This window comes from Pseudomonas sp. Root562 (genome assembly GCF_001427125.1).
Lineage (GTDB): Bacteria > Pseudomonadota > Gammaproteobacteria > Pseudomonadales > Pseudomonadaceae > Aquipseudomonas.
The window spans coordinates 100,940-115,121 of the sequence record NZ_LMGK01000005.1 but is presented as its reverse complement, the minus strand read 5'-3'; the positions used below and the strand labels follow the sequence as shown (position 1 = coordinate 115,121).

The following is a 14,182-nucleotide window of genomic DNA, read 5'->3' as shown; positions in this document are numbered from 1 at the left end:
GCCCTGTGAAATGTCTGCGAGCTGGAGTCGGCAATGCGTAAAGATAAGAAACAAGTGATTGGTGACGAGATCGGCGATGAGCAGATCAAATTGTTCCTCGATTTCGAACCGGTTGACGCGACTTCTCCGTCCCTGCACAAACTGGTCAAGGCCTACCGTGGCCTGCGCATTGATGACTTCGAGCGCTTCCTGACGTTCTTCGTCGAGGCCGGTTTTGACGTCAACGGCAAAGACGAGCACGGCAATGACTTCATTGCCTTGATCAAGGATCAGCGTAATGCGGCCGAGTACATTGAACTGATCGACAAGGCTCGCGGCTGATCAATTTTTCCCTGTAGCGAGGGAGCAAGCTCCCTCGCCACAAAGAAGGTTTGACCGCCCATAAAAAAACGCCCCGTTCTCAAAGAGGACGGGGCGTTTTTCATGGGGCCGAATCAAGCGTAGCTTTCGGTCTCGCTGCTGGCTTCAACCAGTTCCAGGGCAACGTTGTTCTGCGTGTTGATCTTGCGATACAGCGCAGCGTCGGCTTCCAGGACTTTTTCACGGGCCGGGAAAATTTCCGCCAGTTTGGCAGCCCATTCGCCTTTGGCCTGGTTCGGGAAGCATTTTTCGATCAGTTCCAGCATGATCGAAACCGTTACCGAAGCACCTGGCGAAGCGCCGAGCAGGGCGGCGAGGGAGCCGTCCTTGGCCGCGACCAGTTCGGTACCGAACTGCAGGATGCCGCCTTTTTTCGGGTCTTTCTTGATGATCTGCACCCGTTGGCCGGCCACTTCCAGGCGCCAGTCTTCGGCTTTCGCTTCAGGGTAGAAGCGACGCAGGGACTCCAGGCGCTGTTCCATGGACTGCATCACTTCGCTGACCAGGTACTTGGTCAGGTCCATGTTGTTTTTCGCCACGGCCAGCATCGGGCCGATGTTGCCGGCGCGAACCGACATCGGCAGGTCCATGAAGGAGCCGTGCTTGAGGAACTTGGTGGTAAAACCGGCATAAGGTCCGAACAGCAGGGACTTCTTGCCGTCGACGACGCGGGTGTCCAGGTGCGGCACCGACATCGGTGGCGAACCCACGGCAGCCTGGCTGTAGACCTTGGCCTGGTGGTGCTTGACCACTTCCGGGTTATCGCAACGCAGCCACTGGCCGCTGATCGGGAAGCCGCCGAAGCCTTTGCTCTCTTCGATACCCGAGGCTTGCAGCAGGGGCAGTGCCGCGCCGCCAGCGCCGAGGAAGACGAATTTGGCGTCGACTTCACGGGTGTTGCCGCTGTTGACGTCCTTGATGCTGACGGTCCAGCCACCGTTGTTGCGCTTGAGGCCGGTCACGCGCTTGCAGTATTTGACCTGGGCATCGGGTGCGCTGGTCAGGTGCTTGAGCAACTGGTTGGTCAATGCGCCGAAGTTGACGTCGGTGCCATTGATCACGCGGGTGGCGGCAAGGGTTTCGCCGGGGTCGCGCCCAGGCATCATCAATGGCATCCACTCTGCCATTGTCGCCTTGTCTTCGGTGTATTCCATGTCGGCGAAGGCGTGGTGCTTGCTCAGCACCTTGAAGCGTTCCTTGAGGAAGGACACGCCGCTGTCGCCCTGGACGAAACTCAGGTGTGGCACCGGGCTGATAAACGATTTGCACGAGCCGAACGTGCCTTTTTTGGTCAGGTACGACCAGAACTGCTTCGACACCTCGAACTGGGTGTTGATGTGCACGGCTTTCTTGATGTCGACGGAGCCATCGGCAGCCTGTGGCGTGTAGTTCAACTCGCACAGGCCGGCATGACCGGTACCGGCGTTGTTCCACGGGTTGGAACTCTCCGCGGCACCGGAATCCATCAGCTCGACGACTTCCAGCTTGATCGCGGGGTCGAGCTCTTTGAGCAGTACTGCCAGGGTGGCACTCATGATGCCGGCCCCAACCAGTACTACGTCGACTGCTTCGTTATGCGCCATTTAACGCGTCTCCAAAATCTGCAGCACCAAATTGACGGCATGGCTGCCAGGCGTTCCGGGGCGAGTCAGTAATGCCCCTCGAACTCATGGCAGGATCGCCATGTCCGAATCTTCGCAATTTTTTGCAACTTCGACGGACGCTACCGGCCGGGTCTAATCAGAGTCCTATGAACTCATTTCAACGGGCGGCTGGCAATTCGACTTATGGTCGAGACATCCGTTTGTGCAACCAAATCCGTAGCGGACAGGCTTCAGGCTCCGGTGTTCGAGGCGTACTCGGTCCTGTGTCGTTGGGCTGTTCTAGACGCTAATGGTGCATGTTCAGACGCAAAACTATTCATTTGCTCGCCACACTCTTGTGAAGTTGTGAAAACCCGTTTTTTTCACGCTCTTTTGAAGACGTGAACCTCAAAAAAGGGCTGCCTCTGCCTGGCACCGTGCCCGAATGCTTTGCCGCCAGGGAGTTCATGGCAGGCAAAACGGGCAAACAGCTCAGTGACCGAGCGTCATGACAGCTCTGCAGATTCGCGAAAAGTGGAGGTTTTGCTTGATGAACAGCAAGCGCGCCAGCTTCACTCGATCTGTGTGGGCGGCTCTCTGTGGGCGGTGCGGGGTGCCAAAACCGAAGCATTGACGATGCTGCGAGGCCCGATCAGGAGACGTCCTTATAATCGGGGGGAGATTGTAGCGAAGAAACGTAGGGAATTGGTCGTGTTTAATGACTTTTATTAGGCGTTCGGTCAGGTGGTCAACAGTTGCTGTGCCCGCGAGCGGGGCTGGCGTGCAATCACGCGGGCGCTGGCAGGCAAGGGCTTGTGCAGCCAGTTGAGGCGGATTTCTTCGATTTCGACCCAGCCATCGCCCATGGGCTGCAGGCTGCATTGTTTGAATGCCTGGCAATGGCCGTTGCGGTCGAGCAGCGCAAAGCTGCGGTGATGCGGACGTGCTTCGAACAGCGAAACGAGAAAACGCATGGCGAGAGACCTCTTGGGTGATTGAGCATTACGTTCGCAGCCACTCGTGACGTGCAAGTGAAGGCTGGGTGAAAAATCTGTGACAGGAACCGTGATCTCTCGGGTTTGTCAGAGATTTCAGTAATCGTTGCATGACCCTAGTTAGCCGCAGTGGCCCACCGCTATACTGCCGGCCTGTTTGTGCCTGATTCTGGAGAGAAGAGCATGTTGCAACGCCTGTTGTTCGGTTTGATCACTGTGACCAGCTTGACGCTGGTCGGCTGCGCCCACAGCCCGCAACAACTGAACCCGGAACCCAAGTTGACGGCCCAACTGGCGCCGGTCGGCCACGGACAGCCGGTGGTGGTGCGTGTAGTCGACGGTCGTCCGTCGCCGACCCTGGGCACCCGCGGCGGTCTGTATCCGGAAACCAGCGCGATTACCGTGCAGGGCGCGCAGATCCTGCCGAAACTGCAAGCCCAGGCCGAAGCGGCCGTGCGGCTGCTGGGGTTCACCCCGAGCACCAACGCGCCGAACGCGCCGCAAATCACCGTGACCCTGGCTGAACTGAAGTATCAGTCGCCTAAAGAGGGCATGTACGTGACCGAGGCCACTATTGGCGCGACTTTCCGCTCCGATGTGCAGAACGCCAACCGTCGCTACAGCGGTCGCTACGGTGCGTCTCTGGACCAGCGTTTCGGCATGGCGCCGAACCAGGAAACCAACACCAAGCTGGTCAGCGATGTGTTGAGCGATGCGTTGACCCGTCTGTTCAAGGACCCGACCGTGGGTCAGGTACTCGGCGAATAAGCGTTCGCAAGATGTAGGAAAGCCCGGTGCCAGCAATGGTCCCGGGCTTTTTCATGTCTGATGTACACCCTTCCCTGTAGGAGCTGAGCTTGCTCGCGATGGCGGCATGACATTCAACATTGTTGTCGACTGACAGTGCGCGATCGCGGGCAAGCCTCGCTCCCACAGGGGGCGGGGTATCACGCGGCTTGCGAGTAGAAGTCCAGCACACTGACTCCGGTCAGCAAATCCGCTTCCGGCAAATCAGCATGTTGGTGGCCGCCGAGTGCGCAATACACCAGCCAATGGCGGTCCTGAACATTGAAGGCGAGGCTGCCGACGAGGGTTTGTTGTTCGTCGTTGTGGGCGATGAGATAGAGGCGATCCTGGTTTTCGGCGTGAAGCATGACGTAGTCCGTGTCGGTTTCGAGGCGCGCATGTTCGCCGATGCAGATGACGAAGCTGTGACGCAGGACAGCCATTGGTCATTTGTTTCGTTATTTGTCGTAAAGGGGAGTGCAGGTACAGAGGCTTTCGGTAGAATCCGCGCCGCGGTCGTCGGTCTGGCGCTCGCCACACCGGTTTTGCTTGAGGTTTGTGATGTCGCTGCATTTGATGACGCTGTTTACCGCCCATCCCGCCAAGTTGATCAATCTGCTGGCCTTGTTCTTCGCCTTTCCGGGCGGCTGGTTGCTGCATGCCACCCGTCGTCGTGAACAACGCGCGATGGCCAATCTGCAAGCGCAACGCGAGAGTCGCCCCAGCGAAGAACCGACGCTGGACTGGGCCACCCTGCGCATGAACCGGTTTTTCTACAGCTTCGGCTTCGCCTGCATGGGGCTGGCATTGCTGGTGTCGTGGATCAGCACGCAAGTCTAGATTCAACAAAAACGGCGCCCGAAGGCGCCGTTATCGTATCCAGCCGAAACCGCTTACAACGGCAGTCCAGCCTTGACCCGGTACTGATTGCGCACCGGTGTCGCATATTGCAGCACCAGGTACGGACGATGCTCTTCAGGGCAAGCGTCCAGGCGTTGCTGCCATTGCTCCTGGGCCTTGGCCAATTCGTCCGCCGCGAACATCTCGGCAGCGCTCGGTACCTGCAATTGCGGGTCGGCGTCTGTCCATTGTGCATAAGCCAGGTAGTGCACCGGGAACAAGCGGTACCCGCCCAGAATTTGCTTGTCCATTTCGACGGCCAATTGCTTGGTGTCTTCGAACAGCTCGGTGATCGGCGCGGCAAAGTTCACGTGCACCCGGCCCTTGTAGCCGGTGATGCCCTTGGCGATGCTCACGTCATCTTCGCCCGGCGCCTTGGTGTAAGTGCCGGTGGTGGCGCGGATGTAGAGCTCGCGGGCCTTGGCCTGGTCGCAAGGGTCATATTCGTAGCTGATCGACACAGGCGTGAGGTTCAGCGAACGGATCACTTCGCCGAACGGTTCGTCCTTGCGGCTCATGTGGAACATCTTGAGGATCGCCGACTCGGTACGGTCATCGCCGTCCTTGGCCCGGCCTTCGGCCTGGGCGATCCAGATCGAGGCGCAATCGTTACGGATCGAATGATTGATATACGCTGACAACAGTTGATACGCCGCCATCTTCTCGCGGCGACCCGTAATCGAACGGTGCACGATGAAGCTCTTGTTCAGACGCATCAGGTCACTGACAAAGGGCTTTTGCAGCAGGTTGTCACCAATTGCGATACGCGGGGTCGGCAGGCCGGCGTGGTACACGGCGTAGTTGACGAAGGCCGGGTCCATCACGATGTCGCGGTGATTGGCAATGAACAGATAGGCGCTGCCGGACTTGAACTGCTCGACGCCGGAATAGGTGACCCCATCGGTGGCGCGTTCAATGGTGTGGTCGACGTAAACCTCGACTTTGTCCTGCAAAGTGGCGACCGAATTGACGCCAGCGAACTCACGGCGCAGCCGATGAGCTATAAGGGGTTTGAGTGCCCAGCCTAAAGCACCGGCAAAACGCGGGAAACGGAAGTGGGTGAGGATATCTAGAAACGCCTTGTCGCCGAGCAGCCGGTCCAGTACTGCCGGGACTTCGCTGTCGTCGTAAGGTCGGATGGCATCGAATTCGCCCATCATGCTCTCTTGTTAGAAACGGCTAGGGTAAGTAAAGGTTCTGATCGAAAACCGGCGGGGTACGGTCTGAAAAAGTAGTCAGACAAAAATAGCCCTGCAAATAGACCGGCGATTATACGCACAAGTCACCCGGGAGACCGCGATGCTGGAAAACGCGCTGTATGAATGTCCGTATTGTGGTGAAGAAGTCGAGACGACGGTGGACCTCTCCGGCGGCGATCAGACCTACATTGAGGACTGTCAGGTGTGCTGTCGGCCAATCACGTTTGTATTGCAGGTTCATGGTGAGGATTGGTTTCTGGAAGTCTTCAGCGAAAACGAATGAGGGGCGCATATGCAGCGCATCTACGAACCGGAAAACCTGATGGAAGGCGAGCTGCTGCAAGGCATGCTCGCCAGCGAGGGCATCGAGGCGCATCTGGTGGGCCGCGATCTGGTCGGGGCCACCGGTGAATTGCCGATCTTCGGCCTGCTGGGGTTGGCGGTGGATAACGATCAGGCCGAATACGCCCGCGAGCTGATCAGCGCGTACAATGCCGCGCTGCCGCTGTCCGGCGATGAACCGGAAAGCTTCCCCGGCACGCTGGTCTGTTAGGCTGGCGTTCGTTTGATCAAGAGTCGTGCTGCCCCATGTGTGGACGTTATGCCCTGTTTCGCTGGAACCGCGACTTCGCGACCCTGCCAGGTTTTCCCGCCGATCAGCAGGCGCAGTGGAACATTTCCCCCAATGATTCGGTGTTGATGCTGCGTGCCGGTGCGCACGGCCAGCGGGAACTGGCGCGCGCGCGCTGGGGCCTGACGCCGCCGTGGCTGACCGATCTGTCCCGAACCCCGGCCCATGCCCGCGCCGAAACCGTGGCCGAGCAACCCATGTTTCGCGAAGCATTGCGACTGCGGCGCTGCCTGCTGCCTGCCAACGGTTTCTACGAGTGGCGCGGCACCACGCGCAAGCGCCCATACTGGTTGACGCCGGGAGAGGGTTCGTCATTGTTTTTCGCGGCGATCTGGGAAGCGTATCCGGTGCAGGAGCAAGTCTGGTTGAGTACAGCGGTCATCACGCAGCCGGCGGCGAGCCAGCGTCGGCCGCTGATTCTGGATGAGGCGGGGCAGGCGGCATGGCTCGATCCCGAGACGCCGCTGCACACCTTGCAAGCCCTGCTGGCAAGCGAGCCCGCCGCGTTGCGCGAGCGCGTGTTGGCCAATATGGTCAATGATCCGAAGCTCAACGGGCCGGAGTGTTTGACCCCGGGTTGATGGGTTGTCTGTGCTGACCCAATCGCTGGCAAGCCAGGCTCCCACAGGGTTTTGCGGTGTTCACGAAACCTGTGGATCAGATCCTTCCACAGTGTTTTGCGGCGCACGCAAAACCTGTGGGAGCCTGGCTTGCCCGCGATGGGGCCTTTGGATCAGACCTTGAACTGATTGATCAGCCGCCGCTGCTGTTCGGCCAGTTTGGTCAAATCCGCACTCGCCGCGCTCGATTCATCCGCACCGCTGGCCACTTCATTGGCCACTTGCCCGATATTGATCACGTTGCGGTTGATGTCATCGGCCACCGCGCTTTGTTCTTCGGCGGCGCTGGCGATCTGGGTGTTCATGTCGTTGATCACCGACACGGCTTGCGTGATGGTTTCCAGCGCTTGGGCCGCCTTCGCCGCGTGTTGGACGCTTTCGTCCGTGCGGTTCTGGCTGTCTTCCATGACCCGCACCACATCCCGTGTGCCCTGTTGCAACTGTTGAATCATGGTCTGAATTTCTTCGGTGGCCTTCTGGGTTTTCTGCGCCAGGTTGCGCACCTCATCGGCCACAACGGCGAAGCCGCGACCCTGTTCACCGGCCCGGGCGGCTTCGATGGCGGCGTTCAGGGCCAGCAGGTTGGTCTGCTCGGCGATGCCGCGGATGGCGGTGAGGATCGCGTTGATGTTTTCACTGTCCTTGGCCAGGGTTTGCACCACACCGACCGCGCGTCCTATTTCCAGGGCCAGAGCACCAATGGAATTCGAGGTATCACGGACGATTTGCATCCCCTGGCTGGCAGCCTGATCTGCATGGCTGGCGGCTTGAGCCGCTTGCGTCGCGTTACGGGCTACGTCCTGAGCGGTGGCGGTCATTTCGTGCACCGCCGTGGCGACCTGATCGATCTCGGCCATCTGCTTGTGCACGCCGGTGTTGGTGCGGATGGCGATGTCGGCGGTGTGTTCCGAAGAGTCGCTGACGCTCTGCACCGACGTCACCACCTGAGTGATCATCGCCTGCAACTTGCTCAGGAAGGTGTTGAAGCCTTTGGCGATCGAGCCCAATTCATCGGCGCGGTCGCTGCTCAGGCGGCGGGTCAGGTCGCCTTCGCCCTGGGCGATATCGTCGAGCATCGCGACCATTTGCTTCAACGGACGGGCAATGCCGTGGCCCACCAGCCAGATCACCAGCAAACCGATACCGGCAATCAACAGGCCGACCATGGCCATGCCGAACGTGTCCGACTTGCGCTGGGAGTCGAGGTCCGCCTGGAGTTTCTGCAGATCGGCCATGACCGCATTCAGTGGGAGTTGCAGCATCAGGGTCCAGCGGGCGTCGGTCTGGCCGATGCCGAAGGGCAGATACAACTCGATCCGGCCCTGGGCCTTGTCGACGGTATAGGTGACTTCGCCACGCTTGAGATTGGCCATGTTGGCAATCTGCTTGCTGTCGAGAATGTCGCTAACTTTTTCGCCGAATTTGCTCGGATCCTTGGTGTAGGCAACGATTCGTCCATTGCCGCCGATCAGGGCCATTTCGCCAGCGCCGCTGTAGAGTTTCTGGTTGGCGCCGAGGAGCATTTCCTGAATGAAGTTCACTGACAGATCGGCACCGACGATGCCCTGGAAGGCGCCGTTGAGCATGATCGGCTCAATAAAGGAGGCGAGCATGACAATTTTGTCGCCGACCTTGTAAGGCGCCGGGTCGATCACACAGGATTTTTTGGTTTCTTTCGAGCACAGGTAGTACTCGCTGGCGCGCACCCCGGTGGACAGAGTTTTCTGGTCATCGACGTCCACCAGTTTGTCCAGCCCAAGGCTGCCGTCTTCATTGCGGAACCACCAGGGCAGGAAGCGCCCGTTGCTGGTGTCGATGCCAGCGACCTGGGTGCCGACGTACGCCGCATCGTTGTGATCCAGCGCGTCTTTTTCCCAGCCGATGTAGGTGCCGAGGATCTTCGGGTTCTTGGCTACGTTTTCCTTGATCAGGCCGATCAATTGCTCGCGGCTGAGGCTCAGGGCAGGTTGGCCATCGGCGCCGGGCGTGCCGATCAGCGCGTTGACCCGCACCAGGCCGCCGGCAATCAACAGGGGGGCTTCCAGCTCGCGCTGGATCTGACTGACCTGGGTTTGCGCCAGTGAGGTCAGGCGCTGTTCGATGACTTGCTCGAATTGCGCCTGGGTCCGTTCCTGGACCATGTCTTGCGTCCGGGCACCGGAGAACAGCGCGTAAACGACCAGGGCCGCCACCACACTCAGAACGATGGCGCCGGCCAGGGCCGCCACGGAAAACTGGATCGACTTGAATTTCATGGTTGCTCCGCACGCAAAAGGACATCCGCGGAGGTGTATCGGCAGGGGGTTGGAGGGGCATGAGCGGGCGTCACTGAAATGACTGTTTTGGGGTGCTCGATGTCGCAAATGAATCATTGCCCGCGCTTTACGGACGGTGGCTTACCCGGTTTCGTGAATTTTTTACTGCAGTGACGAGAGCTTTGTCTGAAATGCGCGTCATATATGCCGTTGTATCTGGCGTCGATACATTTCCGCGCCTAGGATACGGTCATGTTTTCAGGGAGTTTTTTGATGAACAAGACATTGGTTTCGTGTGCGCTGAGCGCAGGTCTGTTGCTCGCCGGTTGCCAGTCTGTCAACACCACCAGCGGTGGCGCGGTAGGTGTTGAGCGCAAGCAGTACATGTTCAGCATGTTGTCCTCGCAAGAGGTCGACCAAATGTATGCCCAGTCTTATCAGAAGACCGTCGGCGAAGCGTCCAGTAAAGGCGTGCTGGACAAAACCAGCAGCGATGCCAAGCGCGTACAGGTGATCGCCGATCGGCTGATTGCCCAAACGCCGAACTTCCGCCCGGATGCGGCCCAGTGGAAGTGGGAAGTCAACCTGATCAAGAGTGACGAGCTCAACGCCAACTGCGGACCGGGCGGCAAGATCTTTTTTTACACCGGACTGATCGACAGTCTGCAATTGACCGACGATGAAATCGCCGCGGTGATGGGCCATGAAATTGCCCATGCCTTGCGTGAGCACGGTCGTGAAGCGATGTCCAAGGCCTACGGCATGGAAATGGCGAAGCAGGGCGCTGGTGCGTTGTTCGGGTTGGGGCAGGACACCCTGGCGCTGGCCGACACCGTGGCCAACTACGGCATGACCTTGCCCAACAGTCGCGGCAATGAGAACGAGGCCGATCTGATCGGCCTGGAACTGGCTGCTCGCGCGGGTTACAACCCGAATGCCGCCATTACCCTGTGGAACAAGATGAGCAAGGCCAGCGAAGGTGCTCCGCCGGAGTTCCTCAGCACGCACCCGTCCTCTAGCACCCGGACTGCAGCGTTGAAGGCGGCGATTCCGAAAGTCATGCCACTTTACGAACAAGCCAAGAAGTCCTGACCTGCGCGCGAGGGCACTTGTGGCGAGGGAGCTGGCTCCCGCCCGGCTGCGCAGCAGTCGTAAATCCGGATGACGCGTCGAGTCTGACAACACGCGATCATCTGGTTTGGGGCTGCCAGGCAGCCCAGCGGGAGCCAGCTCCCTCGCCACAATGATTGCCTACCGCGTCAAACCCATCCGCTAGCCTGCATCGCCTTGTATACCGCAACAATCGCCAGAATGAAGAACGCCGACGCCGCCAAGCGGCGAATCAGGGTCAACGGCAGTTTGTCTGCAGCGAAGTTACCCGCCAAGACCACCGGCACGTTGGCAATCAACATGCCCAGGGTGGTGCCAATGATCACCAGCCACAATTCCGGATATTGCGCAGCCAGCATCACGGTCGCGATCTGGGTCTTGTCACCGATTTCCGCGAGAAAGAACGCGATCAACGTCGTCAGGAACGGCCCGAACTTGCGGGCGGTGCTGGCTTCGTCGTCATCCATCTTGTCTGGCACCAGGGTCCACAAAGCGGTGGCGGCGAAGCTGATTGCGAGGATCCAGTGCAGCAACGTATCCGAGAAGAAACTGCCCACCCATGCGCCAACCGCGCCGGCTGCCGCGTGGTTGGCAAGGGTCGCGGCAACGATGCCGGCGATGATCGGCCAAGGCTTGCGGAAACGGGCAGCGAGAATGAGCGCGAGCAGTTGCGTTTTGTCGCCGATTTCGGCCAAGGCAACGATTGCGGTGGGAACGAGCAATGAATCCAGCATCAGGGGTTTTCCTAAGGGGCGGGTCGACACGGCTATGACACGTACAGCCTTCCCGCCCCGGGTAAGGTGTGCGTGTCATAGGTCTTGTCAAACCCTGCGATCCGTCTGATGCGGACGCTTGGGTCGCATACGCCATGGTCTGAGGACCAAGTATGTTGACGTATGCCGGACGAGCATGGCGCTCGTGGGAGACTACTCCCCTAGGACGGAGCGGATTCTGCCTAGGCAAAATCCATTCGGCAAGTACAAATTTCTACCCGCGTTTGGCTCGGTAGATCCTGAAACCCTGACCTTCGGCCTTGATGGCGCACACGCCAAGGTGCTCTTCGATCAATGGTTGATACTTCAGGAAGCTATTGGCTACCAAGCGAAGTTCGCCACCATTTTTCAGATGTTTGGCTGCTTTTCGCAGCAAATTCTCGGTCGCGAAGTAATCGGTGTGCACGCCGACATGGAAGGGCGGGTTGCTCAGGATCGCACTCAAACCCATCGGTGCAGCGTCGATGCCGTCGCCGGTAATCACTTCGGCTTCCAGACCGTTGGCGGCTAACGTCAGGCGACTGCTGGCGGCGGCAAACGCGTCGACGTCGAGCATTGTCACCTGATTGTGCGGATAGCGCCGTTTTACCGCGGCGCCTAAAACACCTGCACCGCAACCGAAGTCCAACAGGTGACCACTGGGCAGTTTGTCCAGATGTTCCAGCAACAGTGCGCTGCCGCGATCCAATCGACCATGGCTGAACACGCCCGGCAGGCTGATGACTTTGAGAGGGCCTTCAGCCAATGGCAGTTCGTAGGTCTGGGCGAGGCTTTCCAACGGTTTGGCTGCAGGCGCATTGGCCACAGTCACCAGCCACAGCTGGCAGTGTCGCGCGCTGTCGAGTTTGCGTGGCTTGCCGAACGGATTGAGTTGTTTGGCGGCGCCCTCGATGCCGCTTTTTTTCTCGCCCACCAGGTACAGCTCGCGCCCCGCCAGCCGCGAGGCCAAGGCGTTGAGGATGTAGTCGGTCAAATCCTTGGACTTGGGCAAAAACACCACGGCGGCGTCAAACGGGTGTTCCGGCACGTGTACGCCAAAATCGCTGCGCTCGGCGAAACGCGCGTCCAGCGCGGCTTGATCACCCGCATGCCAGCACCAACCGCGAGCGTCGGGCAGGCGGCCCAGCAAATCGTCGGCGGGAAGACCGGCCAACAAGACGGGCCCCTGGAATAATTCAGCCTGACGAAGCAGTACTTCACTGCGCGGATCCATAACTGCTCCTGTGAAAAAAAGTGTCGCAGTCTATCAACTGACGACCCGCAGCGCCTTACCGCTGAAGTAGGCGAGGGCGTTTTCAGTGACTTGGCCGACGATGCGCTGGCGTGCCTCGCGACTGCCCCAGGCGTTGTGCGGTGTGACAATCAGGCGCGGGATGTCATTGGCCAGCAGCGGATTGCCGTTGACGGGCGGTTCGACACTCAGCACATCGGTAGCGGCACCGCCGAGGTGACCCTTGCGCAACGCGTCGGCCAGGGCCTGTTCGTCGATCAGGCCACCGCGAGCGGTGTTGACCACAAAAGCGCCGGGCTTCATCGAGGCCAATTCACGGGCTCCAATGAAATGGCGGGTGTGCTCGTTGAGCGGGCAGTGCAGGGTCAACGCGTCGACTTGCGGCAGCAGCTCGTCCAGCGGCAAACGATCCGGGCGGGCAGGGCGCCCCGGAATCTGGCCCAGCAACACACGCATGCCGAACGCTTCGGCCAGCCGAGCGACGGCACCGCCCAATTCGCCATGGCCGAGCAAGCCGAGGGTTTTGCCTTCCAGTTCGACGATCGGGTAGTCCAGCAGGCAGAACTGCCGGGCCTGCTGCCAGCGACCTTCGCCCACGGCTTTCTGATAGTCGGCCAGACGCGTCGCCAAATTGAGCAGCAGCATGATCGTGTGTTGCGCCACGGACGGTGTGCCGTAACCCTGACAATTGCACACGGTAATGCCGTGGGCACGGGCGGCCGCAAGATCGACGTTGTTGGTGCCGGTGGCGGTGATCAGGATCAGCTTCAGCTCGGGGCTGGCGGCCATGGCCGCGGCATCAATCAGGATTTTGTTACTGATCGCCACGGTAGCGCCCTTGAGGTGGTCGATCACTTGATCCGGCAAAGTCTGCGAGTACAGCTGTAACTCACTGAAGCAGTCCCGTAGCGGCTTGAGATCAAGGTCGCCCAGATCGAGGGATGGGTGGTCGAGGAAAACGGCGCGGCGAGTGTTCGTCATCAACTGTACCTTTTGTGCAATGAACTGAAGGCGTAATCTGCCGAGCCTACCAGATGAAATAAATAGTTACGCTTGGCCTGAAGGAGCCCTCATGTACTGGACCGAGTTCTTGACCGTTGCCTTGATCCACTTGCTGGCTGTGGCCAGCCCTGGCCCGGACTTTGCCGTGGTGGTGCGTGAAAGCGTCACTCACGGTCGTCGCGCGGGCACCTGGACAGCGCTGGGTGTCGGTACGGCAATTTTCCTGCATGTGGGGTATTCCCTGCTGGGTATCGGCTTGATCGTTTCCCAATCGATCATGCTGTTCAACGCCCTGAAATGGGCCGCCGCCGCTTACCTTTTGTACATCGGCTTCAAGGCATTGCGGGCAAAACCTGCCAAAGCGGTGACTGACGATTTGCACAAGGAAGCGGGCGAGCGCACCGCTCGCGGCGCCTTCACCTCGGGCTTCGTGACCAACGGCCTGAATCCGAAAGCCACGCTGTTTTTCCTGTCGTTGTTCACCGTCGTGATCAACCCGCACACGCCGCTGGCGGTACAGGCCGGTTACGGGGTGTACCTGGCAGTGGCGACGGCGATCTGGTTCTGCCTAGTGGCCATGTTGTTCAGCCAGCAACGTGTGCGTGCCGGGTTCGCCCGCATGGGGCACTGGTTCGACCGAACCATGGGCGCGGTACTGATCGCCATCGGCGTGAAGCTGGCATTTACCGAGATGCACTGATTGTAACGGTCTTCAAACACCGGCAAATGCTGGCGCA

At 59.5% G+C, this 14,182-nt stretch carries 16 protein-coding genes, 1 pseudogene and 1 riboswitch; of the genes and pseudogenes, 8 read left to right on the top strand and 9 right to left on the bottom strand.

Features of this window, described 5'->3' with window-relative positions:
• Positions 1–33: 33 nt before the first annotated feature.
• Complete coding sequence (locus ASD60_RS06745; protein WP_056853254.1) at positions 34–321, top strand: PA4642 family protein; 288 nt, start codon at positions 34–36, stop codon at positions 319–321.
• A 113-nt stretch (positions 322–434) separates the two neighbouring features.
• On the opposite strand, the gene mqo is transcribed toward ASD60_RS06745, so the two are convergent.
• Both mqo and ASD60_RS06735 read right to left on the bottom strand, forming a co-directional pair.
• Positions 435–1,943 carry a malate dehydrogenase (quinone) gene (gene mqo / locus ASD60_RS06740; RefSeq protein ID WP_056853253.1) on the bottom strand — a complete coding sequence of 503 codons (1,509 nt, stop codon included), beginning with the start codon at positions 1,941–1,943 and terminating at the stop codon, positions 435–437.
• A 740-nt stretch (positions 1,944–2,683) separates the two neighbouring features.
• The gene (locus tag ASD60_RS06735; RefSeq protein ID WP_056853252.1) at positions 2,684–2,917 is read right to left on the bottom strand and encodes a hypothetical protein; all 234 of its coding nucleotides are present in this window, start codon (positions 2,915–2,917) and stop codon (positions 2,684–2,686) included.
• 204 nt (positions 2,918–3,121) lie between these two features.
• Between ASD60_RS06735 and ASD60_RS06730 the strand changes: the two genes are divergently transcribed.
• The gene (locus tag ASD60_RS06730; RefSeq protein WP_056853251.1) at positions 3,122–3,706 is read left to right on the top strand and encodes a YajG family lipoprotein; all 585 of its coding nucleotides are present in this window, start codon (positions 3,122–3,124) and stop codon (positions 3,704–3,706) included.
• A 179-nt stretch (positions 3,707–3,885) separates the two neighbouring features.
• Here the strand turns inward: ASD60_RS06730 and ASD60_RS06725 are convergent, their stop codons facing one another.
• Positions 3,886–4,092, bottom strand: coding sequence for a hypothetical protein (locus ASD60_RS06725; RefSeq protein ID WP_034149566.1), 207 nt, complete (start codon positions 4,090–4,092; stop codon positions 3,886–3,888).
• Between the two features lie 193 nt (positions 4,093–4,285).
• Between ASD60_RS06725 and ASD60_RS06720 the strand changes: the two genes are divergently transcribed.
• On the top strand, positions 4,286–4,564 hold the full coding sequence (locus ASD60_RS06720; RefSeq protein WP_056853250.1) for a hypothetical protein: 279 nt from the start codon (positions 4,286–4,288) through the stop codon (positions 4,562–4,564).
• A gap of 53 nt (positions 4,565–4,617) precedes the next feature.
• Here ASD60_RS06720 and ASD60_RS06715 read toward each other — a convergent pair whose 3' ends face one another.
• On the bottom strand, positions 4,618–5,784 hold the full coding sequence (locus tag ASD60_RS06715; RefSeq protein ID WP_056853249.1) for a 1-acyl-sn-glycerol-3-phosphate acyltransferase: 1,167 nt from the start codon (positions 5,782–5,784) through the stop codon (positions 4,618–4,620).
• 139 nt (positions 5,785–5,923) lie between these two features.
• Between ASD60_RS06715 and ASD60_RS06710 the strand changes: the two genes are divergently transcribed.
• Genes ASD60_RS06710 through ASD60_RS06700 form a run of 3 tightly spaced genes read left to right on the top strand, consistent with a single transcriptional unit; the run spans position 5,924 to position 7,035 of the window.
• The gene (locus tag ASD60_RS06710; RefSeq protein WP_056853248.1) at positions 5,924–6,106 is read left to right on the top strand and encodes a CPXCG motif-containing cysteine-rich protein; all 183 of its coding nucleotides are present in this window, start codon (positions 5,924–5,926) and stop codon (positions 6,104–6,106) included.
• Between the two features lie 9 nt (positions 6,107–6,115).
• Positions 6,116–6,376, top strand: a complete 261-nt coding sequence (locus ASD60_RS06705) for a putative signal transducing protein (RefSeq protein ID WP_056853247.1) — start codon at positions 6,116–6,118, stop codon at positions 6,374–6,376.
• Between the two features lie 35 nt (positions 6,377–6,411).
• A complete protein-coding gene (locus tag ASD60_RS06700; RefSeq protein WP_056853246.1) occupies positions 6,412–7,035 on the top strand; it encodes an SOS response-associated peptidase in 624 nt (207 codons plus the stop codon).
• A 152-nt stretch (positions 7,036–7,187) separates the two neighbouring features.
• Here the strand turns inward: ASD60_RS06700 and ASD60_RS29800 are convergent, their stop codons facing one another.
• Together ASD60_RS29800 and ASD60_RS29795 are read right to left on the bottom strand one after the other, a co-directional pair.
• Positions 7,188–7,931 (bottom strand): methyl-accepting chemotaxis protein, encoded by a 744-nt coding sequence (locus tag ASD60_RS29800; protein WP_442965982.1) that lies wholly within the window; start codon positions 7,929–7,931, stop codon positions 7,188–7,190.
• Between the two features lie 111 nt (positions 7,932–8,042).
• Positions 8,043–8,240: pseudogene (locus ASD60_RS29795) on the bottom strand (HAMP domain-containing protein); the annotation flags it as partial.
• Between the two features lie 1,362 nt (positions 8,241–9,602).
• Here ASD60_RS29795 and ASD60_RS06690 point away from each other — a divergent pair.
• Complete coding sequence (locus ASD60_RS06690; RefSeq protein WP_056853244.1) at positions 9,603–10,421, top strand: M48 family metallopeptidase; 819 nt, start codon at positions 9,603–9,605, stop codon at positions 10,419–10,421.
• Between the two features lie 167 nt (positions 10,422–10,588).
• Here ASD60_RS06690 and ASD60_RS06685 read toward each other — a convergent pair whose 3' ends face one another.
• From ASD60_RS06685 to ASD60_RS06675, 3 genes are all read right to left on the bottom strand, one after another.
• Positions 10,589–11,173, bottom strand: coding sequence for a TMEM165/GDT1 family protein (locus tag ASD60_RS06685; protein WP_056853243.1), 585 nt, complete (start codon positions 11,171–11,173; stop codon positions 10,589–10,591).
• Between the two features lie 89 nt (positions 11,174–11,262).
• Positions 11,263–11,387, bottom strand: a riboswitch (yybP-ykoY riboswitch).
• 39 nt (positions 11,388–11,426) lie between these two features.
• Positions 11,427–12,425, bottom strand: coding sequence for a class I SAM-dependent methyltransferase (locus ASD60_RS06680; protein ID WP_056853242.1), 999 nt, complete (start codon positions 12,423–12,425; stop codon positions 11,427–11,429).
• 33 nt (positions 12,426–12,458) lie between these two features.
• A complete protein-coding gene (locus ASD60_RS06675; protein ID WP_056853241.1) occupies positions 12,459–13,424 on the bottom strand; it encodes a 2-hydroxyacid dehydrogenase in 966 nt (321 codons plus the stop codon).
• Between the two features lie 91 nt (positions 13,425–13,515).
• Between ASD60_RS06675 and ASD60_RS06670 the strand changes: the two genes are divergently transcribed.
• Positions 13,516–14,145: a LysE family translocator gene (locus tag ASD60_RS06670; RefSeq protein WP_056853240.1), complete on the top strand. Its 630-nt coding sequence runs from the start codon at positions 13,516–13,518 to the stop codon at positions 14,143–14,145.
• The last annotated feature ends 37 nt before the right edge of the window (positions 14,146–14,182 follow it).

Excerpts from the sequence above, each read along its gene's own strand:
- ASD60_RS06715 (WP_056853249.1), bottom strand. The coding sequence starts at position 5,784 with ATGATGGGCGAATTCGATGCCATCCGACCTTACGACGACAGCGAAGTC.
- ASD60_RS06720 (WP_056853250.1), top strand. The coding sequence starts at position 4,286 with ATGTCGCTGCATTTGATGACGCTGTTTACCGCCCATCCCGCCAAGTTG.
- ASD60_RS06680 (WP_056853242.1), bottom strand. The coding sequence starts at position 12,425 with ATGGATCCGCGCAGTGAAGTACTGCTTCGTCAGGCTGAATTATTCCAG.
- mqo (WP_056853253.1), bottom strand. The coding sequence starts at position 1,943 with ATGGCGCATAACGAAGCAGTCGACGTAGTACTGGTTGGGGCCGGCATC.
- ASD60_RS06685 (WP_056853243.1), bottom strand. The coding sequence starts at position 11,173 with ATGCTGGATTCATTGCTCGTTCCCACCGCAATCGTTGCCTTGGCCGAA.
- ASD60_RS06735 (WP_056853252.1), bottom strand. The coding sequence starts at position 2,917 with ATGCGTTTTCTCGTTTCGCTGTTCGAAGCACGTCCGCATCACCGCAGC.
- ASD60_RS06690 (WP_056853244.1), top strand. The coding sequence starts at position 9,603 with ATGAACAAGACATTGGTTTCGTGTGCGCTGAGCGCAGGTCTGTTGCTC.
- ASD60_RS06710 (WP_056853248.1), top strand. The coding sequence starts at position 5,924 with ATGCTGGAAAACGCGCTGTATGAATGTCCGTATTGTGGTGAAGAAGTC.
- ASD60_RS06670 (WP_056853240.1), top strand. The coding sequence starts at position 13,516 with ATGTACTGGACCGAGTTCTTGACCGTTGCCTTGATCCACTTGCTGGCT.
- ASD60_RS06745 (WP_056853254.1), top strand. The coding sequence starts at position 34 with ATGCGTAAAGATAAGAAACAAGTGATTGGTGACGAGATCGGCGATGAG.
- ASD60_RS06730 (WP_056853251.1), top strand. The coding sequence starts at position 3,122 with ATGTTGCAACGCCTGTTGTTCGGTTTGATCACTGTGACCAGCTTGACG.
- ASD60_RS29800 (WP_442965982.1), bottom strand. The coding sequence starts at position 7,931 with ATGGCCGAGATCGATCAGGTCGCCACGGCGGTGCACGAAATGACCGCC.
- ASD60_RS06675 (WP_056853241.1), bottom strand. The coding sequence starts at position 13,424 with ATGACGAACACTCGCCGCGCCGTTTTCCTCGACCACCCATCCCTCGAT.
- ASD60_RS06725 (WP_034149566.1), bottom strand. The coding sequence starts at position 4,092 with ATGCTTCACGCCGAAAACCAGGATCGCCTCTATCTCATCGCCCACAAC.
- ASD60_RS06700 (WP_056853246.1), top strand. The coding sequence starts at position 6,412 with ATGTGTGGACGTTATGCCCTGTTTCGCTGGAACCGCGACTTCGCGACC.
- ASD60_RS06705 (WP_056853247.1), top strand. The coding sequence starts at position 6,116 with ATGCAGCGCATCTACGAACCGGAAAACCTGATGGAAGGCGAGCTGCTG.